Annotated in this window: 17 protein-coding genes and 1 tRNA gene; 8 read left to right on the top strand and 10 right to left on the bottom strand. The window is 60.0% G+C overall.

Annotated elements, in window-relative coordinates; genetic code table 11:
• Positions 1-10 precede the first annotated feature (10 nt).
• The 5 genes from infB to DESPR_RS14600 form a co-directional block, all read right to left on the bottom strand.
• Positions 11-2,782: a translation initiation factor IF-2 gene (gene infB / locus DESPR_RS14620; protein WP_015725573.1), complete on the bottom strand. Its 2,772-nt coding sequence runs from the start codon at positions 2,780-2,782 to the stop codon at positions 11-13.
• 38 nt (positions 2,783-2,820) lie between these two features.
• Entirely contained in the window at positions 2,821-3,027 is a 207-nt protein-coding gene (locus DESPR_RS19340) for a YlxR family protein (RefSeq protein WP_015725572.1), read from the bottom strand.
• Positions 3,024-4,379 carry a transcription termination factor NusA gene (gene nusA / locus DESPR_RS14610; protein ID WP_015725571.1) on the bottom strand — a complete coding sequence of 452 codons (1,356 nt, stop codon included), beginning with the start codon at positions 4,377-4,379 and terminating at the stop codon, positions 3,024-3,026. The genes DESPR_RS19340 and nusA overlap by 4 nt, the downstream gene beginning before the upstream one ends.
• Before the next feature lie 84 nt (positions 4,380-4,463).
• Positions 4,464-4,925, bottom strand: a complete 462-nt coding sequence (locus DESPR_RS14605; RefSeq protein ID WP_015725570.1) for a ribosome maturation factor RimP — start codon at positions 4,923-4,925, stop codon at positions 4,464-4,466.
• 186 nt (positions 4,926-5,111) lie between these two features.
• Positions 5,112-5,187 (bottom strand) — tRNA-Gly (locus DESPR_RS14600).
• A 260-nt stretch (positions 5,188-5,447) separates the two neighbouring features.
• Here DESPR_RS14600 and DESPR_RS14595 point away from each other — a divergent pair.
• Together DESPR_RS14595 and DESPR_RS14590 are read left to right on the top strand one after the other, a co-directional pair.
• Positions 5,448-8,153 carry a CBS domain-containing protein gene (locus DESPR_RS14595; RefSeq protein WP_015725569.1) on the top strand — a complete coding sequence of 902 codons (2,706 nt, stop codon included), beginning with the start codon at positions 5,448-5,450 and terminating at the stop codon, positions 8,151-8,153.
• A gap of 115 nt (positions 8,154-8,268) precedes the next feature.
• Complete coding sequence (locus DESPR_RS14590; RefSeq protein ID WP_015725568.1) at positions 8,269-8,895, top strand: site-2 protease family protein; 627 nt, start codon at positions 8,269-8,271, stop codon at positions 8,893-8,895.
• A gap of 59 nt (positions 8,896-8,954) precedes the next feature.
• On the opposite strand, the gene DESPR_RS14585 is transcribed toward DESPR_RS14590, so the two are convergent.
• Positions 8,955-10,187 (bottom strand): OmpP1/FadL family transporter, encoded by a 1,233-nt coding sequence (locus DESPR_RS14585; protein ID WP_015725567.1) that lies wholly within the window; start codon positions 10,185-10,187, stop codon positions 8,955-8,957.
• 36 nt (positions 10,188-10,223) lie between these two features.
• The gene (locus DESPR_RS14580; protein WP_169701641.1) at positions 10,224-11,996 is read right to left on the bottom strand and encodes an AMP-binding protein; all 1,773 of its coding nucleotides are present in this window, start codon (positions 11,994-11,996) and stop codon (positions 10,224-10,226) included.
• Positions 11,997-12,298: 302 nt separating this feature from the next.
• Between DESPR_RS14580 and DESPR_RS17515 the strand changes: the two genes are divergently transcribed.
• Positions 12,299-13,438: a D-alanyl-D-alanine carboxypeptidase family protein gene (locus tag DESPR_RS17515; RefSeq protein ID WP_169701640.1), complete on the top strand. Its 1,140-nt coding sequence runs from the start codon at positions 12,299-12,301 to the stop codon at positions 13,436-13,438.
• Positions 13,439-13,532: 94 nt separating this feature from the next.
• On the opposite strand, the gene DESPR_RS14570 is transcribed toward DESPR_RS17515, so the two are convergent.
• On the bottom strand, positions 13,533-13,904 hold the full coding sequence (locus DESPR_RS14570; protein WP_043770168.1) for a response regulator: 372 nt from the start codon (positions 13,902-13,904) through the stop codon (positions 13,533-13,535).
• A gap of 95 nt (positions 13,905-13,999) precedes the next feature.
• Positions 14,000-14,932, bottom strand: a complete 933-nt coding sequence (locus DESPR_RS14565) for an Lcl C-terminal domain-containing protein (protein ID WP_015725563.1) — start codon at positions 14,930-14,932, stop codon at positions 14,000-14,002.
• 105 nt (positions 14,933-15,037) lie between these two features.
• On the opposite strand from DESPR_RS14565, the gene glgX reads away from it, so the two are divergent.
• The 5 genes from glgX to DESPR_RS14540 all read left to right on the top strand — a co-directional run bounded on the left by glgX (position 15,038) and on the right by DESPR_RS14540 (position 19,698).
• Complete coding sequence (glgX, locus tag DESPR_RS14560) at positions 15,038-17,125, top strand: glycogen debranching protein GlgX (protein WP_015725562.1); 2,088 nt, start codon at positions 15,038-15,040, stop codon at positions 17,123-17,125.
• 4 nt (positions 17,126-17,129) lie between these two features.
• Entirely contained in the window at positions 17,130-17,669 is a 540-nt protein-coding gene (locus DESPR_RS14555; protein ID WP_015725561.1) for a GDSL-type esterase/lipase family protein, read from the top strand.
• A 120-nt stretch (positions 17,670-17,789) separates the two neighbouring features.
• Positions 17,790-18,647 carry a hypothetical protein gene (locus DESPR_RS14550; protein WP_015725560.1) on the top strand — a complete coding sequence of 286 codons (858 nt, stop codon included), beginning with the start codon at positions 17,790-17,792 and terminating at the stop codon, positions 18,645-18,647.
• Between the two features lie 8 nt (positions 18,648-18,655).
• On the top strand, positions 18,656-19,234 hold the full coding sequence (locus DESPR_RS14545) for a 5' nucleotidase, NT5C type (protein WP_015725559.1): 579 nt from the start codon (positions 18,656-18,658) through the stop codon (positions 19,232-19,234).
• A gap of 20 nt (positions 19,235-19,254) precedes the next feature.
• On the top strand, positions 19,255-19,698 hold the full coding sequence (locus tag DESPR_RS14540) for an NUDIX domain-containing protein (RefSeq protein ID WP_015725558.1): 444 nt from the start codon (positions 19,255-19,257) through the stop codon (positions 19,696-19,698).
• Positions 19,699-19,715: 17 nt separating this feature from the next.
• Here DESPR_RS14540 and DESPR_RS14535 read toward each other — a convergent pair whose 3' ends face one another.
• On the bottom strand, positions 19,716-20,558 hold the full coding sequence (locus DESPR_RS14535; protein WP_169701639.1) for a hypothetical protein: 843 nt from the start codon (positions 20,556-20,558) through the stop codon (positions 19,716-19,718).
• Positions 20,559-20,583: the final 25 nt, after the last annotated feature.

The following is a 20,583-nucleotide window of genomic DNA, read 5'->3' as shown; positions in this document are numbered from 1 at the left end:
ATCCAACCGCTTACAGGGTGGCCTCGACTTCATCGAGGACAAAGGCCTCCAGGTTGTCGCCGATCTTGATGTCGTTGAAATGCTCGACCCCGATACCGCATTCAAAGCCGGTCAGCACCTCCTTGACGTCATCCTTGAACCGCCGCAGCGACGAGATGCGACCGGTGTAGATCACCACCCCTTCGCGGAGCACGCGCACCCGGGCGTTGCGTTCGATCTTGCCGGCGATGACCGAACAGCCGGCAATGGTCCCGACCTTGGGTACCTGGAAAGTCTCCCGTACATCGGCGGTGCCGATGACCCGTTCCTCGAAGGTCGGCTCCAACATGCCCACCATGGCCTTCTCGATATCCTCGAGGGCGTGGTAGATGACGTCGTAGGAGCGGACATCCACCCCTTCGCGTTCGGCCAGTTCCTTCACCTTGACCGTGGGGCGGACATTGAAGCCGATAATGATCGCATCCGAGGCCGCAGCCAGATGGATGTCGTTTTCGGTGATCGAGCCGGTACCCTCATGGAGGGAACGCACCCGGATCGCCTTGGTCGACAGGTTTTCCGCCGCCTGGCCAAAGGCCTGGAGCGTGCCCTGAACATCGGCGCGGAGGATGACCCGCAGTTCCTTGACGTCTTGCTCGGCCATCTTCTCGAACAGGTTGTCGAGCGATACCTTGGACGCCGAGGCCAGTTCGGTTTCCCTGGCTTTGAGTTGGCGGGCGTTGGCCACGGACTTGGCCATTTTCTCGTCGGTGAGGACGATGAACTCGTCACCCGCCTGCGGCACGCCGGACAAGCCCTGCACCTCCACCGGAATCGAGGGGCCGGCCTCCTGCACCTGCTCGCCGCGCTCGTTGATCAACATGCGCACCTTGCCGCTGTAGATGCCGGCGACAAAATGATCGCCGGGGCGCAGGGTCCCTTCCTGTACCAGGACCGTGGCCACGGGACCTCGTCCCTTGTGCAGCTGTGCCTCGATGACCGTGCCCTTGGCCTTGCGCGACGGATCGGCCCGCAGTTCAAGGATTTCGGCCTGAAGCTGGATCGATTCGAGCAGTTCCTCGATGCCGACGCCCTTTTTGGCGCTGGTCAGGCAGTAGATGGTCTGGCCGCCCCATTCCTCCGGAATGAGGCCGAAATCGCTCAGTTCGCGTTTGACCCGGTCGGGATCGGCGTTGTCCTTATCGATCTTGTTGACCGCGACCACGATCGGCACCTCGGCCGCCTTGGAGTGGGCGATGGCTTCCTTGGTCTGGTCCATGACCCCGTCATCGGCGGCAACCACCAGCACGACGATGTCGGTGACCTTGGCGCCGCGCGAACGCATCTCGGTGAAGGCCGCATGGCCCGGCGTATCGACAAAGGTCAGATCCCCGGAAGGCGCCTGCACATGGTAGGCGCCGATGTGCTGGGTGATGCCGCCCGCCTCGCCCGCGGCCACATCGGTCTTGCGGATGGCATCGAGGATCGAGGTCTTGCCGTGATCGACATGGCCCATGACCGTGACCACCGGCGGCCGGGGCAGGGCTTCGCCGCCCATTTCGGCTTCCTGTTCCTGCAAAGCCTCAACCTCTAGCTCCTCGGTCATGGCCTGTTCGACCTCGTAGCCGAAATCCGCGGCTACCAGGGCCGCGGTATCGACATCCAGGGCCTGGTTGAGGGTGGCCAGCACGCCCAGGCGCATCAGGGCGGCGATGACCTCGCTGGCCTTGACCCCCATGCGTTTGGCCAAGTCGCCCACGCTGATGGTGGCCACTACCTTGATTCGGCGCTTGATCGCCTTGGTTTCGGCGATCAGCGGCTGCTCGGGCAACTCCTTGCGGCCATCCCTTTTCTTCTTCCCTTTACGGGGACGCATGAATTCCACATCGCCGTCCGGGGCGAATTCAACCCGGGCCTTGCCGCCTTTCTTGCCGGCCTTGGCTCCCTTTCTGCCCAGTTCTTCCTCGTCGCCGCCAATGGCCACCACCCGCTTGCCCTTCTTCTTGCCCTTGACGTCGGCCCGTCCGTCTTCTTTGGGAACGGGAATCTCGGTCGGCGCATCCCCGGCAACCGGCCGCGGCGGGCGAACCGGACGTTTGCCGGCAACGGGTTTGGTTCGTTTCTCCGGAACCGGGATCACGACCCGGCCAACTACCTTGGCCAACTGCCGGGGTTTCCTGCTCTCGTCGTCGGCCGGCTTCTCCTGCGCCTGGATGACTTGTGGCGGAACCACTTCGTCCACCGGGGGGGCAAAGGGCGTTGCCTCGACTTTCGCGGGTTCGGACGTCTCGTCCGGTGTTTCCGCCTGGGCGACAGGTTCGGATTGCGGTGCCTGTTCTGACGGCTGCTCGACGTTCATCTCCGCGAACTTGGCTGCCTGCGGCTCTTCCACGGGTGGCTCGACCGGTTCCTCAACAGCCGGCGCCTCTTGGGGCTTCTCCTTGGCCGCTTGTTCCTCCTGCTGCAGGCGGGCCTCGAGCGCCTGGATCTCGGCTTCCAGGGCAAGGGCTTCCGCTTCTTCCTGCCGCTTGGCCGCCTCTTCTTTGTCGGCCTTGGACCGGCGACGGATAACGGTTTTCGTTTTGGCGGCGCCTTGCTCAGCTCGGCTCCTGAGCTCGATGCGCCCTTCCGCTGTTCCGCCCACAGCTTCGCCTTTCAGTTTTTTTCGAATATCCGCAGCCATATCTTCGTCTACACTTGAACTATGACTCGCGATGGGATAGCCCATCGCGATCAACTTATCCGCCAGTTCCTTGCTTTTGAGTCCTGCTTCCTTCGCGAGATCATAAATACGAACCTTGCTCATCAAACGCTCCCTTCCTCAATAACCCGCCACGCAGGGGTTCAGTCCGCTTTCAGGACTTTTTTGCTTTTCGCCAACCGCTCACGGCAGACGTCTTGATCGCAGCAGTATACGCCTTTACCGGGCATGCCGCCCTGCTGATCCTCAACCAGCCTGCCTCCGATCACCACGAACCGCAGGAGGCCGGCGCGAGGCCCTTTTCGGCCGCAGCCGCGGCAGGTTCGTTGCGGAACATGCCCCCGGTTCATCCGCCTTGCTCGATGGACTGGTCTTCTTGAGGCGTTACCGGTTCCTGGTCCGTCAGCTCCTGGACATCAGGGGCCGGTTGAGCCGTTTTTTCCTTCGATGGTTGCATCGCGGCCGCCGCCTTTTGCATGCCTTGGGCCTTGTCCTGATCGATCCGCGCCAGGGCCATCAGTTGTTCGATGTCCATGGCCGCCAGCAGCGGTGCCGAGGTGATGCCGGCGGCAAAGAGCCGATCGGCCAGATTTTCGTCGACGCCGTCCACCGCCAGCAGGCTGCGGTATTCCGTGTTGTCCATGTTGGCGTAGCGCGACTGGCTTTTGACATCAATCTTCCAGCCCAGCAGGCGGGAAGCCAGACGAACATTCTGCCCCTGACGGCCGATGGCCAGGGAGAGCTGATCGTCGGGCACCACCACCAGCAGCGCCTTGCGTTCGTCCTCGACGATCACCATGGATACCTCGGCCGGGGCCAGGGCGTTGCACACATACCGTGCCGGATCCGGACTCCAGGGCACGATGTCAATGCGTTCGCCTTGAAGTTCCTGCACCACGTTCTGCACCCGCGATCCCTTGAGGCCCACGCAGGCGCCCACCGGATCGACGTCCGATTCGATGGAGGAAACCGCGATTTTGGCCCGAAATCCGGGCTCCCGGCTGGCGCCCATGATCTTGACAATGCCCTCGGCGATTTCCGGCACCTCCATTTCAAACAGCTTGATGAGGAATTCGTTGCAGGTCCGGCTGAGAATCAGCTGCGAATCGCGGAACTTCCCCTCACGGGTATCACGGCGGACCTCCTGGAGATAGGCGCGGATTCTGTCGCCCTGTTTATAGGAGCGCTTGGGGATCTGACCTTCCCGGGGCAGGACGGCATCGGTGCGGCCCAGATTGATGATCATGTCGCCCCGCTCGAACCGCTGGACGATGCCGTTGACAATGGTGCCTTCGCGATCGCGGAACATCTCGTAGATAACATCGCGCTCGGCATCGCGCATGCGGTGGATGATCACCTGTTTGGCCGACTGAGCGGCAATGCGGCCAAGATCGGCGATGTTGTCCATCTTTTCGCCAAGGTCATCGTCCAACTCGATCTCCGGATCGAGACGGCGTGCTTCCTCGAGCGAAATTTCAGTCTCCTCGTCGTAGACCTCGTCGACCACCGTGCGGTACTGGAACACTTCGACTTCGCCCAAGTCCTCGTTGAACTGAACCTCGATCTCCCTGCGGGTACCATATTTTTTGCGAACTGCGGAACGAACGGCCTCTTCAATCGCATCGATCAGCAAGGCGCGATCAATCCCTTTGTCCCTGCAGATCTGATCGACAATTCGTTTAAGATTTTCTGCTCCAACCATCGTCTACTCCAAGCTCGGGCACGCTGTGTTGTCTCTGGTCCCGTTGCGTAATGATTCCCGCCCCAAGGCAGTTCGTTTCAAACGCTACAGGGTTAACCGTGCCTTTGATATATTTTCCCAATCTATGCGGACAGTTTCACTGTCCAGCGCCAGGAGGACGGTGTCGCCCTCCATGCCGAGCAGGGTGCCGGTCAGCACCTTCTGCTCTCCCAAGGGTTCCCGCAACTTGACCCGGATCAACCGATCGATGAAGCGGTGGAAATCCTCTTTCTTTCTCAACGGGCGTTCCAGCCCCGGCGAGGACACCTCGAGGTGGTAGGCGTGGTCAATGAGGTCTTCCACCTCGAGATAGGCGCTGATCTCGCGACTCACGTCGGCGCAGTCGTCGATGGTGATGCCCCCTTCCTTGTCGATGAAGAAACGGAGCACCCATCCATGGCCTTCGCGTCGGAACTGCACCTCTACCAATTCCATCCCCATGTCGGCCAGAAGAGGTTCGGCAAACCCCTGGATGGTTGTGAGCAATCGATCCGTGGTGTCGTTCAATGTTGTGGATCCGTTACAGGTGATATTTCAGGGGAAAAGCGCTGCAGCTCCCCTTCGTTGATGTATGCGGTTTCCGGGAAAAGGCAATAAAAAAAGCGGGCAGAGCCCACTTTCACGTATGCCGGTCCATCCGGCAGCCGAGCCTGTCAGGATCAGCCAATCCCTGACGTTCGGCCAACTTCGCTATGGAGCGGGCAACGGGGTTCGAACCCGCGACCCCAAGCTTGGGAAGCTTGTGCTCTGCCAACTGAGCTACACCCGCTCTGCTGATCCTTAGGAAGTTAGTTAAAATAGAGTATCAGGGGCCAATTGTCAAGCAACAACAAAATGATGCTTCACAATTTTATTGATCGTCCAGAGAGGGGGAAACCACGGGGCTGGAAGACAATTTACAAAATATCAATGGGTTGAACGGGTGTTGCCGGGTACTCTGACAAAGCCGGTCCTGGTTTGCTTCGCTGATTTTCTTGATTTTCCACTAAATACGGTTGCGGCCCAAGGCGTTTTCTTTACAGGCCGGGCATGTTGTGTATAATTCCGGCCATGGACATCATCACCACCCATATCGGCGCCGACTTCGACAGCTTGGCGGCCATGGTCGCCGCCAAGAAGCTCTATCCCCGGGCCGAGTTGGTGTTTCCCGGGTCGCAGGAAAAATGTGTGCGCGATTACCTGGCTCAGGAATTCCGCAACATTTACGAGTTCAAAAAAATCAAACATATCGACCTGTCACGGGTCCAGCGCCTGATCGTGGTCGACACCCGGCAGGCGGAACGGATCGGCGGTTTGGCGGAATGCCTGACCAATCCGCACCTGACCGTGCATCTGTATGATCATCATCCGGATGGTCCCGGTGATTTGCGCGGCAGCGTGGAGGAGGTGCGGCGGCTCGGTTCGACCACCACCCTCTTCGTCCGCCTCTTTCAGGAGCGGGGTATTGTCCCCAGCCGTGACGAGGCCACGCTGATGGCCCTGGGCATCTACGAGGATACCGGCAGTTTTCTCCATTCCTCCACCTGTCCCGAGGACCTGAGCGCCGCCGCCTGGCTGCTGAGCCAGGGGGCCAACCTCGATGTGGTCACCCAGTTCGTCTCGCGCGAACTTTCGGCCGAACAGATCGGTCTCATCGGCCGGTTGCAGCAGGAGGCCCATTCCTACGTCATTCGCGGTGTGACCGTGGTGATCAGCACCCTGACCGAGGCCGATTATATCAACGATTTCGCGGTGATCGTCCAGCGGTTGATGGTGATGGAGAACATCGACGTCCTCTTTGCCCTGATCAGCATGGGTGAGCGGACCTACCTCATCGCCCGCAGCCGCATCCCCGAGGTCAATGTCGGCACCGTGGCTCGCGAATTCGGCGGCGGTGGCCATGCCGCGGCCGCCTCGGCCACCATCCGCGATCTGACCCTTGCCGAGGCCGAGGAGCAGTTGGTCGGTCTACTCCACCGCCACATCCGGCCCAAGGCCGTGGCCGGCGAGTTGATGAGCGCCCCGGTTATCGCCGTCACCCCGGATGTCAGCATCGATCAGGCCAACCGGTTGATGACCCGCTACAACGTGACCGTACTGCCAGTGGTACGGACCAACAACGGCCAGGAGAACGGGCCGCAACCCACGGGACTGCTGGGGATGATTTCGCGCATGGTGGCGGAAAAGGCTATTTTCCATCAGTTGGGCAGCCTGCCTGTCGCCGATTACATGACCACCGAGATCGCCACCCTGCCGGAAAGCGGCACCCTGGCGGACATCCAGCGGCTGATCGTGGAAAACCGCCAGCGGCTCATCCCGGTGGTGCGCGGCGAGCAGATTGTCGGGGTGATCACCCGCACCGATTTGCTGGGGCTCTTGGTCAACGATCCCGCCAATCTCTCACCCGAACTGCTCCGCGAGGACGAGCGCCCATCGGTGGAGCGGACCCGCAATCTGGGCAGCATCATGGCCCAGGTTCTGCCCCGGGAGATCACCGTCCTGCTGCGTGAAATCGGCGAGACTGCGGCCGTCCTCGGCTGCAACGCCTATGTGGCCGGCGGTTTTGTTCGCGATCTGCTTCTGCACGTCAGGAACACCGACATCGACATCGTCATCGAGGGCGACGGCATCCGTTTCGCCAAGACCCTGGCCGAGCAGCGTCACGGTGTCGTCCATCCGCATGAAAAATTCGGTACCGCCACGGTGATCTTTCCCGACCAGTCACGCGTTGATGTGGCCACGGCCCGGCTCGAATATTACGAGCATCCGGCGGCCCTGCCCACGGTGGAGCACAGCTCGATCAAGCTCGATCTCTACCGCCGCGACTTCACCATCAATGCCATGGCCATCCACCTCAACCCGGAGCGGTTCGGCACCCTGGTCGATTATTTCAACTGCCAGAACGACCTCAAGGAACGGCGCATCCAGGTGCTGCACAATCTGAGTTTTGTCGAGGACCCCACCCGCATCTTCCGCGCCATCCGTTTCGAGGGGCGGCTCGATTTCACCATCACCCGCCACGCCGAGAAGCTGATCAAGAACACGGTGCAGATGAATCTGTTCGAGAAGGTCGAGGAGCCGCGCTTCTTCCACGAGCTGAAACTGATCCTCTCCGAGGATGACCCGATTCCGGCCTTGCGGCGCATGGCCCAATTCAAGCTCTTTCCCTTTCTCTGGCCGGACCTGCGCCCGAACCTCAAGGTCGACCGCCGTTTTCTCCACACCCTCACCCAGGCCAACCAGGCGATTTCCTGGTTCAAGCTGCTCTACCTGCCCGACCGGGTGGAGACCTGGATGGTCTATCTGCTGGCGATCATGAGCCGGTCGCGCACCAAGGAGCTGATCAGCTTCTGCCATCGGTTCGATCTTCCGCCCAAGCAGCGCAAGAAGCTGATCCAGCAGAAAACCGATGCGGAACGGATCGCCCAGGAGATGCAAAAGCGACCCTTTCTCAAGCCCAGCGAAACCTACTGGCTGCTGGGAGAACTCGACATCGAGGGCTTGCTCTACCTGATGACCATTGCCCGCAAGCGCTACATCCAGCAGGCCGTGTCCCTTTATGTGACCACCCTGCGCAAGGTTGTTCCCCTGGTCGGCGGTGACGAGCTCAAGACCATGGGCTATATCCCCGGCCCCCAGTTCCGCGCCATCCATAACCACCTGATCGAAATGCAGCTTGACGGCGAGATCACCAGCCACGACCAGGCTCTGGCCTTCATCCGCAGCACCCATCCCATTCTGCCCCGTCGTCCTTGACCGGATCTCATTTTCCTCTCGCTTTTCCGCGGTTCGACCTTATGATTTTGCACACAAGAGAGGCTGGAAACCACAGCCAGACCCCAACAACCGTAAAAAACATCCGCCGATGCCCATGAATTTCGATTTCAACAGCTTCATGCAGCAGCTGATCATCCAGGCCCCACCGTTGCTTTTTGCCTTGACCGTGCACGAACTGGCGCATGGCTACGTGGCGTTTCGCCTGGGCGATCCCACGGCCAAGAACGAAGGCCGCCTGACCCTCAACCCGCTCAAACACCTCGATCCGCTCGGGGTGCTCGCCTTCATCATCATGAAGATCGGCTGGGCCAAACCGGTGCCGGTCAATCCCTGGTATTTTCGCAATCCTCGCCAGGACATGCTCAAGGTGGCCCTGGCCGGCCCCGGGGCCAATGTGGTGCTCGCCATTGCCAGTGCTTCCCTGGCGCATCTGTTCGTCCAGTTCCGCTTTCTTCCCTTTGCCGTTCTCCAACCCCTGGTGGCCATGCTCGCGGCCAGCGTGTGGATCAACATCATGCTGGCAGTGTTCAACTGCATCCCCATCCCGCCGCTCGACGGCTCCAAGGTGCTGATGGGGTTGCTGCCGCCGGAGGCGGCCCGCAGCTATGCCAAACTCGAACCCTTTGGTTTCTTTATTCTTCTTGGGTTGTTTTACACCGGGGTGATCGGCTGGCTGATCATGCCGATTATCCGCATGTCCAATGCTCTTCTCTTAGGATAAAAAAAAGCGGGACCGGAACTGTTCCGGACCCGCTTGCACAAAGCGTTGCCTGTTGTCACTCAGAAGGCATAGGTCAAACCGAAGGTCAGCAGGTGGGCCCCGGCTTCGTCGATGGTGCCCTTCACCGTCCCATTGTTCACCGAGCGGCTCTCCTTGTCGTCATAGAGATAGGCGACGCCCAGTTCCATGTCCTTGTTCACCTTGTAGCGAACGCCCGCCGAATAGAGCAGGGCGTCGGAATCAGGCAGCTCAAAACCGAGGGTCGCTTCCGGCACCGGATTTTCGTCAATGGCAAATCCGGCCATGAGGATGAAGTCGTTCTTCAAGTCGTAGGTGACGCTCAAGCGCCAGGCATTGGTATCCGACCAGTGTTTGGCCTTGGCGTCATCAAAGGCTGCCGCGAACACCGGGTTGGCAAAGGGGGCCGGGTAGGTGAAGTCCAGATAGGCGTAATCGGACCAATAGGTCTGATCGTATTCCAGTTCAACCGTCAATTGATCAAAAAAGGTGTAGGACACGGCCACCGCCAGAATTGCCGGCAGGGGGATCTCCACGCCGGTGTCTCCGCTGTATCTGCCTGACAGCACATTGGTGTTCAGGTCGGCGTGTCCTTCGATGCCCAGGTCGACCTCGGATCGGTAGGTGACGCTGATGTTCATGTCCTCCGTGGGCCGGGCGGTCACCGCCAGGTTGTATCCGGCTTCCAGGGCGTCACCATCCATGTCGCGGATGGCGGTGCTGCCGTAATGGTCGATGATACCGTTGCTTTTCACCTTGCCGTCCACATAGATGGCGCGGACGCCGGCGCCAACGGCAAGCCGGTCGCTGAACTTGTAGGAGAGGGTGGGGTTGAATTCAAAAACCTTGAGGCTGAATTCCTCGGCAAAGGTCCGGGGATACGGATCCTGCCATCGTTTGGATAACCCGGCCGGGGCGGTGACGGAAAAGCCGACGCGAAAATTGTTGTAGTCAGGGGAAACGGCAAAGAAGGTGGGCATGAAAAAATTTTCCGCCTCGGAACTGCCATTCAACGATGAACTGCGGCTGTCGGCATAGGCAACCGAGTTCAAATGGATCCAGGTGGCGTCCGCCTCCAGATAGGCCCGATCCTCAAGCCAGGACATGTTGGCGGGATTGTAATAGGCGGCGTCGGCCCCGGGTGTGTAGGCAACATAACTGCCGGCCCGGGCGGTGGAATTCACCGACTGTTCCGGGATGCGATAGCCGGAGGCAAGGGCCGATCCGGTGGCGGTCAGCAGGATCAGTCCCACGGCTGCCGGTAATTTGTTCATGGTTCCCCCTTTGTTAGTGTGTTGTTGGGCGAAAGGTTAGACGTGCATGTTGTCGGCTGAATAGAGATAGCGCTTGATCTTGTGGGTGGCCGTCTTGACAAAGGGTTCCCGTCGTTCGAGCACCCGTGACAGCCGGGAGGAGGTGGACAACTGCTCGTTGAGGGCAGTGCGCATCTCCTCGAGCAGGCCGGCGATATACTGATGGCGCTGGGTGCGGTTTTGGCCGGAGGTCTTGCTGTCGATAAATTCGTAATCCGGATAGACCCATGCCTCGAGCATGCCTCGATTTTCCACCACCAGGGATTCCACCACGAAAGGGTAGGCGTTGACCTTGTGTTCGATCGCCTCGGGATAGACGTTTTCGCCGTTGGACAAGACGATGACCGATTTGGAACGACCCTTGATGAGCAGGTTGCCGGCGTCGTCAAGACGTCCCAGGTCTCCGGTCTTCAGCCAGCCATCCTCGGTGAAGGAGTCCTTGGTGGCTTCCGGATCGTTGAGATAGCCCTGCATGACATTCGGCCCCCGGGCCACGATCTCGCCGATTCCTGTTTCAGGATGGGGATCGTCGATGCGAATCTCCACATTGGGCACGGGCTTGCCAGTGGATCCCAGACAGATGGTGGTGTCGCCATGGGGGCCGCCGGCCAGCAAGGGCGCGGCCTCGGTCAGGCCGTAGCCGACAATGAAAGGAAAGCTGGCATCGCGCAGAAACAATTCCACCTCTGGGTTGAGAGCCGCGCCGCCGATACCCATCACCTCCAGGCGGTTGCCGAAAAAGGCGAGCAACTTGGCGCCGATCTTGCGGTAAATCATCTTGCGGCTCATGCTGAAGCGGCAGAAAAAAGTGAGCATCTTGCTTTTTTCCACGGCCGGGGCCACCCGCTTCTTGAAGATTTTTTCAATGATCAGGGGGACTACCAGCATCACATGGGGTTGTTCCCGTTCGCAGATCTTCTGCAGCACGGCGGGGGTCGGTGTCTTGCCGGCATAGACGATGCGGCATCCCTTCAAGAGCGGCAGGAGGAAGCCGACCGTGAACTCGTAGGTGTGGGAAATGGGCAGCACTGAAAGAAACACCCAGCCGGGAACGATCTGGATGACCCCGCTGGCCGAGTGGGCATTGGCGCAGAGGTTGGCGTGGCTGAGCATCACCGCCTTGGAAAAACCAGACGTCCCGGAGGTATAGAGGATGGAGGCCAGGTCGTCCTTGTTGACCGGGGGAAAGTCGAGCTGTTCGTCGCGGGCCTGTTCGCCGTAGGTGGCGAGGGCCTCGGCGAGGAAGCCACTGAAGGTCTGAAGCGAGATCAGGCCGGTATCGTCACGGTAATCATCCAGGGTGATCACGTGTTTCAGCTGTTTCTTGAGGTCGTAGATCTTCTCGATCTGCCGCTGGGTGAGGAAGATGATATCGCACTGCATTTCCCCCAGGATATGGTGGACATCCGCCTCGGGCAGGTCGGGAAAGATGGGGACGGTGCTGGCGCCGAGACGGACAACGGCCAAATAGACCGTTCCCCAGTTGTGGGAATTCTCTCCCAAAAGAGCCACCCGGCCTCCCGGCTTGACTCCCAGGTCGCGAAGATGGGCGGCGATGGCCAGGATGCGCTCATGAAACGCCTTGTAGGTCAGCGGTTCCTCCAGCGCCATGCCGATGGCCGGCAGGTTGCGGTATTTCCGGCAGCTGATATCCACCAAGTCATTGAGGGTGGTCGCATTTTCCTGAATGACCGGCAGGTTCGACAACACCGTCGCGCTGTCGTTTCCTTGCTGGTCATCCTTGCCGTGATCAGCTGTTTCTGCTTGCATTTGCATTCTTTCCTCCCGGTCCCAGTACCCCTTGATGACGTAACGTTGGGCTGTTTACCATAAGAATCTCCGATTTTCAAAGAAAACGGGCAATTCGCTTGACAGGGCGCAAGGAGAAATATTAAATTTTCAACATTTCTAATTTGCAATCAACCCTTTGCCTTTTTCTTGCCATGCGACGACACTCTCTTCTCCCCTTCGCCTTCCTGCTGTGCACCATTTTCCTGCTTCCGCCGACAGCGGATGTTCTTGGGGCGCAACAGCCCACGGTTGCGAAGGGAAAATCAGGAACAGCGAAAAAAGTGAGTGCTGCCGCGGCGGTGAAGACCGCAAAAAAGCCGGCAACCGCTTCTTTGTCCAAGGCTGCCGCCACCAAGTCCGCACGGCCAACAATCGCCGCGAAGAAGCAGGGGAGCCGCACGGCCGCGCAATCGGCAGCGGCGAAAAAAAGCGTTGCCAAGCAGAAGACGGTTGGCAAGGTCGCCTCGAGCTCCTCTGCCCGCACGGCAGCGGTCACCAAACAGACGAAAACCAAGGTCAAGACGGGCAAGCGAACGGCCCCCGGCTCATCGACCGCCGCGCGTAAACGGACCGTGGCGAAGCAGGCTGTCGTGTCGCGCGCCCAGGAGCGTGCTTCCAGGGTGCCGGTATCGATCAGCCCGGTGGCGGCCGGTGATCTGGCACCGATCGAGAAACAGATCAGCGCCCGAAGCGTCATGGTGATGGACGCGGAAAGCGGGGAAAGTCTTTTTGAAAAAATGGCGGATAATCCACGTCAGCCGGCTTCGACCATCAAGATCGTGACCGCGATGATTGCCTTGAAATCGTTGCGCAACGACGATGTGATCAATGTCAGCCGCAGGGCCGCCGACATGCCGAGTTCGAAAATCTTCCTTGATCCCAACAGAAATTATCAGGCCAATGATCTGATCAACGCCGTGTTGCTGGCCTCGGCCAATGACGCCAGTGTGGCCTTGGCGGAGAAAATAGCCGGCAGCGAGGACAAATTTGCCACGCTCATGACGCTCAGCGCCAAGATGTGGGGGGCGAAAAATACCATCTGCCGCACCGCTTCGGGGTTGACTGCCGATGGTCAGCAGTCGACGGCGCGGGATCTGGCCAATCTTTTCCGCTTTGCCATGCAGCACGATGAATTCTCCCGGAGAATGCGCGAGCGGTCCATCTGCACCTCCTACGGCAAGACCTTGCGCAATCACAACAAGGCCCTCTGGCGGCTTGATGGCGCGGTGGGTGGCAAAACCGGATACACGATCGCTGCCCGCCAGACCTACGTCGGTCAATTTTCCCGCGAAGGGCAAACCATTGTCGTGGCCATCATGGGCAGCGAATCCATGTGGGCGGATTTGGAAAAGCTGGTTGACTATGGATTCCGCCGAAAGAAACAAGAGCAATTGGCGCAGGTCAGCCTGACAAAATCCTGAATTCCCCCACCGTTCGTTGGGGCAAACCCGGCCCAACAAAAAAAGCCTGCATTGCTGCAGGCTTTTTTTGTTGGGCGTCGAGTCACGTGGCGCGCTATTCGGGCGCTATCTGTTTTCTCACCAAATCAAGCAACACATCCCGTTTGAAGGGTTTTTCCAAGGTGGCGATGTCGCCGAGATAACCGGCCATGGTCAGGTAACGTTCCGCCTTGATGGCGCCACCGCCGGAGATGGCCAGGATTTTCAGGGTGGGATAGTCGCGGACAAGTTCCATGATAAACTTAAGCCCGTCTTTCACCGGCATGATCATGTCGGTGATCACCAAGTCAAAGGCCTCTCGCGCGACCAAGGCTAACCCTTCCTCGCCGTTCTCGGCGGTCTGCACCGCATACCCCTCCTGCTCCAGCATTTGGGTGAGCATGGTGCGAATTTGCGCCTCGTCGTCAACCACCAGTATCCGCTTCAAGGAATGTCCACTCTCGATTTAGGGAAGGTTTGTTGTCTTCACCCGCATCCTACAAGGGACCCCCTTGTGATTCAACAGCTTTTTTTTCGCTGTTTTTATTTTTCCCGGCGGCACAGGCGGCCGAAACCGCCGGGAATGGTTCCCGACGACCAAAAGGCCCGGCCCTGTTTGAAATCGACAAACCATTGCCCGCCCGGTTTTCTGGTGGCATCGACAAACACGAACGGCTGTTCACTGGAAAAACACCGGTGCACATACTGGTTATTGGCCAGCTTCTCCGGTTCGAGCAGTGACAGGGCCTCGGCCATGGTCGGTAGCCGCCAATCGCTGTAGCCGGCAAACCTCTCAGCATTGAGGCGGGCCACTTCCCGGCGTATGGACCGGTGGCTCATGATATCCAGACCACCGCGTTGCCACATCAAGCCGGTGGTCAAGTCGGTCACGGTCAAGCCATCGTTGTTGTCGACCAGGATATGGGCAAACCCTCCGCTTGGGTTACGCTCCTGATCGGCAAAACTGTAACGCGCCACCATGGCCGCCACCTCCTCCTCGCTCATTTCCGCCGGTGTGTCCGGAAGATGGATGGTGCTGGGAGCCGTCACCGCTTCCCGCAAAGGAAGTCCGGTTGCACCCATGTCCGCTCCTTGCGGCTCTTCCAGTGGAATGATCTTGGATTCGTCATCGGTGTCGACCACGTTGGCCAGCAACCACGTCTTCAACTGCTCGTTGATCGGATGGGTCCGCTCGAACAGGGCCACCTTGCCTTGCTCCCTGACGCATTGCCGGACCATTTCCGGCGGCGCGAGAATTTCCGCGACCACGCGGGCATGTTTGATGCCGCGTTCCATCAGGCAGAGTTTGGGCTCCTCGTCCCAGGCATCGATAAAAAAGTAGTAGATGCGTTCCTTTTTGCTTCGCACCCGTTCCTTCCCGCCCCAACTCTCAAAGGTGCCAAAGGTGTATTCTGGGGTCATTTCCCAGTCGATGGCCGGAATGCCGGTGATCATTAATTTGCTGAATAGACCCATACGATCCTCCGCTGTGGTTTGAAAAAGGATGAGAAGCAAGTATGATGGATTCGTCTTGAACCCTGATTGCATTATAATGATAATAATTATTCATTCAAGGTGGAAATGCTTTTTACAGTGAAAGCCGGCTCCCCGCTGCCACTCGGGAGCAGCGTCACCCCCCAGGGAATCAATTTTGCCCTCTTTTCCCGCCATGCCGAAGCCGTCACCCTGGTGGTCGCCGACGATCAGCAACGACAGGCATGGGTCGATGTGCCCCTGGATCCCGCCATTCACAAAACCGGCGATATCTGGCATATCTTGCTGTGTGACGCGCCGCTGGACCTGCGCTACGGCTACCGTCTTCAAGGCCCCTACGACCCGCAGGGTTCGGGGCACGCCTTCGACGCCCGACGCATTCTCCTTGATCCCTATGCCAAGGAGATCCATTCGCCGGATTGGGGCCGACCCCGCACCTGCCTCGGGACCGAACCCTGCTGTCTGCTCGATTCGCGGCCCTACGATTGGGAGGGCGACCGACCGCTCAACATCCCGTTGCGCGATTCCATCATCTATGAGCTCCATGTGCGCGGCTTCACCCGCCATCCCTCGGCCAAGGTGGGCCATCCGGGCACGTTCAAAGGGGTCAGCGAAAAGATCAGCTACCTCAAACGGCTAGGCGTCACGGCGGTGGAACTGATGCCGGTCACCGAGTTCAACGAGAATGAAACCACCTTCACCAACCCCTGGACCGGCGAGCGGCTGAAAAATTTTTGGGGTTACAGCCCGCTCTCCTTTTTTGCCCCCAAATGCGGCTACAGCAGTGACCTGGAGGCGCCGCTGAGCGAATTCCGCGACATGGTCAAGGCCTTGCACCGAGCGGGCATCGAGGTCATTCTCGACATCGTCTACAACCACACCGCCGAGGGCGGCAGCGACGGCCCGACCACCAGCTTTCGCGGCATCGACAACACTATCTATTATCTGCTCGACCCCTGGACCCGCGCCTATCTCAACTTTTCCGGCTGCGGCAACACCTGCAACTGCAACCATCCCATAGTCCGCAACCTGATCATGGACGCCCTGCGTTGGTGGGTGATCGACATGCATGTCGACGGCTTCCGTTTCGATCTGGCCTCCATTCTCGGCCGGGATCCGACCGGCCAGGTGCTGCCCAACCCGCCCATGGTGGAGATGATCGCCGAGGACCCGGTGCTGGCCCACACCAAGATCATCGCCGAAGCCTGGGACGCGGCCGGTCTTTACCAGGTGGGCAGCTTTTCCCCTCACCACCGGTGGGCCGAATGGAATGGCCGCTTCCGTGACGACGTCCGCGCCTTTATGTGCGGCCATGGCGGCATGGTGCCGGCGCTGGCCACCCGCATCGCCGGCAGCTCGGATCTCTACCAGCGCCATAACCGCCGCCCCTGCAACTCGATCAATTTCATCACCAGCCACGACGGCTTCACCCTGGCCGACTTGGTCAGCTACAACGAAAAGCACAATCTGGTCAACGGCGAGGATAACCGCGACGGCGACAACCACAACCTCAGCTGGAACAGTGGCGTCGAAGGGCCAACCACAAACAGGACAGTCCACGGCCTGCGTTCCCGTCGGCTGCGCACCATGGCGGTCATCCTTCTCCTTTCCCAGGGGGTGCCGATGCTGGTGGCCGGCGACGAGTTCGGCCGCAGCCAGCAGGGCAACAACAACGCCTGGTGCCAGGACAATGCCATTGGCTGGATCGATTGGTCCCTGGCTGAAAAGAATCGACGACAATTGCGGTTTTTCCGCAAGCTGATCCAGTTGCGCAAGGGCCATCACATTTTTCGCCGCGAGGATTTTTTCCAGTTCGGCAACTATGGGCCGGACGACGACGCCTGCTCGCTGGAAATCCTGTGGCAAAGCCTGCATCCAGGGGAACAGGACTGGTCCCATGAATGCCGGACCCTGGCCTTTCTCCTCAACGGCTGCGTACTGGCCCCCGAGGACGATGACTTCTTCGTCATGCTCAACGGTCAGCCTGCTGCTGCGGCCGCCTTTACCGTGCCCGCTCCCACCCGCGGCAGAACCTGGCGGCGGATCGTCGATACCGGTCGCCCCGGGCCGCTGGACATCGTTGACCTGGAGTGTGCGGATACGGTACAGTGCGGCCAAACCGTTTCTGTGGCCAACATGGGCTGCGTGGTCCTGCAGTCGCAACCAGCGAGGTAAGACAATGATTAAACTCCTGATGCTCGGCGATTCCCTGGTGGAGTGGGGGGATTGGGGCAAACATCTGCCCGAGGTCGCCGTGATCAACCGAGGCATTGCCGGTGAAATGACCGAAGAGCTGTCCAGCCGCCTGATGGATGAAATCGAGGCCTGCCCGGAACCGGATGCAGTTCTCGTTCAGTCGGGCACCAACAATCTCTTGATGGGCTACATGGTGTTTCCGGCCATTCTCACCACCATGCTCCAACGGCTGCGACTGTGCTATCCCAACGCGCCCATCATCCTCTGTTCCTTGATGCCCATGCCGATCGTGGCGGCCCACGAGCTCGAGCAGGTCAATCGGGAACTGGCGCAAGCAGCGGCGGCCACGGACAACTGCATCTTCCTCGATGTGGTCGCACCGTTTCGGGAACAATGCTTGCCCATCACCCACCCCGGCTTTCTCAACGACCAGGTTCACCTCAGCACCCGGGGCTATCAGGTCTGGGCCGGAGCCATCAGCCGTTGTCTGGGTGAACTGTTCCCCGATGCATCCCTCGGTTGACAGCGGTCCGCTCAATTCTTATTACAACCTCTTGACGCCAGGATCGGCGCGGCTGGCTCCGCCCCTTGATCCTGGTCGACAGACCGTTCACATCCTGCCTTCTCAATTGGAGATTCGTCCATGTTTGCATTACGTAAAGTCCTGGTTTCCACCGCCCTCTCATTGACCCTGATCGCTCCGGCGGCCGCCCTCGCCGAAGAGAAACCGGCCTCTCCGTCCGCCCCGCCCGCTGCCAGCAGCTCGCTGGACGGAGTCGCGCTGCAGGGCAAGGTGCTGGAAACCATGAACAGCAATGGCTACACCTACCTGCAGGTCGATGCGGCCCAGGGAAAAATATGGGTGGCCATTCCCGAGACCTCCGTCAAAACCGGCCAGACCGTCAACTGCAAGCCGGGCATGACCATGCACAATTTTACCTCCAAGACCCTGAACCGCTCTTTTGAGGCCATCGTCTTCTCGCCCGGTTTGGAGAAGGAGGCCCAGGAAGGAGGACAACCCGCTGCCGATGCCAAGACCGATGCCAAGGGAACGGGTTTTGACGCGGCCCTCCAGGCCGAGGGCCGTGGCGCTCAGGGCGGGCAGGGTGGCGACGCGGGCGCGGGGGATCTGGGGCCCTCGACCGGCAGCGCCGGCGCCGTGGTTCCGTCCGCGCATGTCAACGTCAACAAGGCCACCGGTCCGAATAGTTTTTCGGTGGGCGAGTGTTTCGAGCAAGGCAAGGAACTGCACGGCAAAACCGTGCGTGTTCGTGGTAAGGTGATGAAAATCTCGCGCATGATCATGGGCAAGAATTGGCTGCACATTCAGGACGGCACCGGCAATCCGCTGAAAAACCAGCATGACCTGGTGGTCACCACCATGGAGGACCCCGGCGAGGACAGTGTGGTCACCGTCGAGGGAACCCTGGCCAGCGAGCGTGATTTTGGCGCGGGCTACAAGTACGATGTGATCATCGAGGACGCCAAGGTCGAAAAATAACCGTCCTCATGCGCGGCACCAAGATTCACCCCGCCGAGATCGGTTTTGATTTCGATGGGGTCATCGCCGACACGGTCGAGGCTTTCATCCGCATCGCCTGCGAACAGCATGGGCTGTGCGGCATCCGTCCCGAGGACATTACCCACTTCGCGGTGGAGCACTGTCTGGACATGGATGAAACCATTGCCGAGTCGATTTTTCTGCAGATTCTTCATGATTCGGTGGGATGCGGCTTGCTGCCCATGCCTGGAGCGGTCGGGGTGCTCGGCGAGTTGAGCCGCCACGCACCGGTCACCATCGTCACCGCCCGCTCGGCGGCGGAACCGGTGCACCACTGGCTGCACACCGTTTTTCCCGCCCGGGTCTGGGCGCAGATCCGGGTGGTGGCCATGGGGGATCACGATGACAAGGCCCGCCACATCAAAGCACTGGGGCTGACGGCCTTTGTCGATGATCGGGCGGAAACTTGTGTGCAGCTCAATCGCGTGGGGATTCGCTCGATCGTTTTCGCCCAGCCCTGGAACCGCGACCGCCACAGTCTGCCCTCGGTGCGCAACTGGGACGAGATCCGCGGCTTGTGCCTCTAATCTTCTCCGGAAAATTCGCCATGCAATGCCCCTCCTGCGGCGCACCGCTGCACGTCTACAGAAACCCTGCCCCCACGGTGGACATCATCATTGAAACCGAGGGCGGCATCGTGCTCATCGAGCGGAAAAACCCTCCCCACGGCTGGGCCCTGCCCGGGGGGTTCGTCGATTACGGCGAGTCCTTCGAGGATGCCGCCCGGCGGGAGGCCGCCGAGGAAACCGGGCTGACGGTGACGTTGCAGCGGCAGCTGCACACCTATTCCGATCCGAAACGGGATGCCCGCCAGCACACCGCCTCCACGGTGTTCATCGCCACTGCCAGCGGTCAGCCGGTAGCGGCCGACGATGCCCGGCGGGCCGGGGTGTTTGTTGAAGCCGAATTGCCGGAGCTGGCCTTTGATCATGCGCGCATCCTGCGCGACTATTTCGCCTTTAAGGCCAGCGGCAGGTTGCCGGAGCTGTAGATAGAGGGCGACAGACTTTATTTGTCCCCGGATGGCGCCACCTGCAAGGTGCCCAGGTGCAGCGAGGGCGGAACAGCGGTATCGTCGGCGGGGCTGACTGTCGGTTCTTGGTCGGGCGGAGGAGGATTGGCCGGTTCCGCTGGGGCTGGTTCGTCAGTCGCAGGTACCTGCTCGCTGCCCTCCGGAAGGGGGGGAGAAGAGTCCTGTGGAGGCGTCGGAGCATCGACAGGCTCGGCCAGCGGCTGAATCCGAATCTGCTGCGCCGTGGGTGGAGGTGCGGGCGGAGAACTGTTCTGGTCTGTCCACGCTCTCCACAGCAAGGCCAAGAGGATCAACAGAATCACCGCGGCAACCGGCAGAACAATGCGTGAAGACGGCCAGCGCCGTTGTGAAGCTGCCGGTTGCTCGAGAGGAACCGGTTCGGGTTCATTGATGGGCCCAGGCGCTTCCGTTGTCGTGTCCTCCTCAACGGCGGGACCGGCGGTTGGGGGCGGGGGGTTCGACACCGTGCCCTTGGCGCCGATCTTGGCGGCCAGCGCTTCAGTTTCCGCCAGTGCCCTTTTTTCCTCAGCCACGCCTGGCACATCAATGGCGATCGTTTCCATTTCGTTGTACAGGGCCACGGCGCGATCATGCCGGCCTTCGTCCAGGAAGCTTCTCGCCTGTTGCCGAAGGTGACCCACCTGGGTCAGCATGCCGTTGAGCTCCCGTTCCAGGGCGGTTTTTTCCTCCGGCCCCATTTCGTCCACCAGTTGCCTGCACAGGAAACGGGCTTCGAAGATGCGTTTTTCCTTGATTCGGGAGCGGATCAGGGCGACCGGGTCGTCCACCGGCAGCAAGGGTTCGGATGTGTTGTGCACAGCCATTTTTCTCCCCCCGTCAGAA

It is taken from the genome of Desulfobulbus propionicus DSM 2032 (assembly GCF_000186885.1).
Classification (GTDB): Bacteria; Desulfobacterota; Desulfobulbia; order Desulfobulbales; family Desulfobulbaceae; genus Desulfobulbus; species Desulfobulbus propionicus.
The sequence above is the reverse complement of the archived record's forward strand: the minus strand, read 5'-3'. Positions and strand labels throughout refer to the sequence as shown.

What these genes read in the sequence shown, in the direction of transcription:
- infB (WP_015725573.1), bottom strand. Translation starts at nt 2,782, where the DNA reads ATGAGCAAGGTTCGTATTTATGATCTCGCGAAGGAAGCAGGACTCAAA.
- DESPR_RS19340 (WP_015725572.1), bottom strand. Translation starts at nt 3,027, where the DNA reads ATGAACCGGGGGCATGTTCCGCAACGAACCTGCCGCGGCTGCGGCCGA.
- nusA (WP_015725571.1), bottom strand. Translation starts at nt 4,379, where the DNA reads ATGGTTGGAGCAGAAAATCTTAAACGAATTGTCGATCAGATCTGCAGG.
- DESPR_RS14595 (WP_015725569.1), top strand. Translation starts at nt 5,448, where the DNA reads ATGTTGTGTATAATTCCGGCCATGGACATCATCACCACCCATATCGGC.
- DESPR_RS14590 (WP_015725568.1), top strand. Translation starts at nt 8,269, where the DNA reads ATGAATTTCGATTTCAACAGCTTCATGCAGCAGCTGATCATCCAGGCC.
- DESPR_RS14585 (WP_015725567.1), bottom strand. Translation starts at nt 10,187, where the DNA reads ATGAACAAATTACCGGCAGCCGTGGGACTGATCCTGCTGACCGCCACC.
- DESPR_RS14580 (WP_169701641.1), bottom strand. Translation starts at nt 11,996, where the DNA reads ATGCAAGCAGAAACAGCTGATCACGGCAAGGATGACCAGCAAGGAAAC.
- DESPR_RS14565 (WP_015725563.1), bottom strand. Translation starts at nt 14,932, where the DNA reads ATGGGTCTATTCAGCAAATTAATGATCACCGGCATTCCGGCCATCGAC.
- glgX (WP_015725562.1), top strand. Translation starts at nt 15,038, where the DNA reads ATGCTTTTTACAGTGAAAGCCGGCTCCCCGCTGCCACTCGGGAGCAGC.
- DESPR_RS14555 (WP_015725561.1), top strand. Translation starts at nt 17,130, where the DNA reads ATGATTAAACTCCTGATGCTCGGCGATTCCCTGGTGGAGTGGGGGGAT.
- DESPR_RS14550 (WP_015725560.1), top strand. Translation starts at nt 17,790, where the DNA reads ATGTTTGCATTACGTAAAGTCCTGGTTTCCACCGCCCTCTCATTGACC.
- DESPR_RS14545 (WP_015725559.1), top strand. Translation starts at nt 18,656, where the DNA reads ATGCGCGGCACCAAGATTCACCCCGCCGAGATCGGTTTTGATTTCGAT.
- DESPR_RS14540 (WP_015725558.1), top strand. Translation starts at nt 19,255, where the DNA reads ATGCAATGCCCCTCCTGCGGCGCACCGCTGCACGTCTACAGAAACCCT.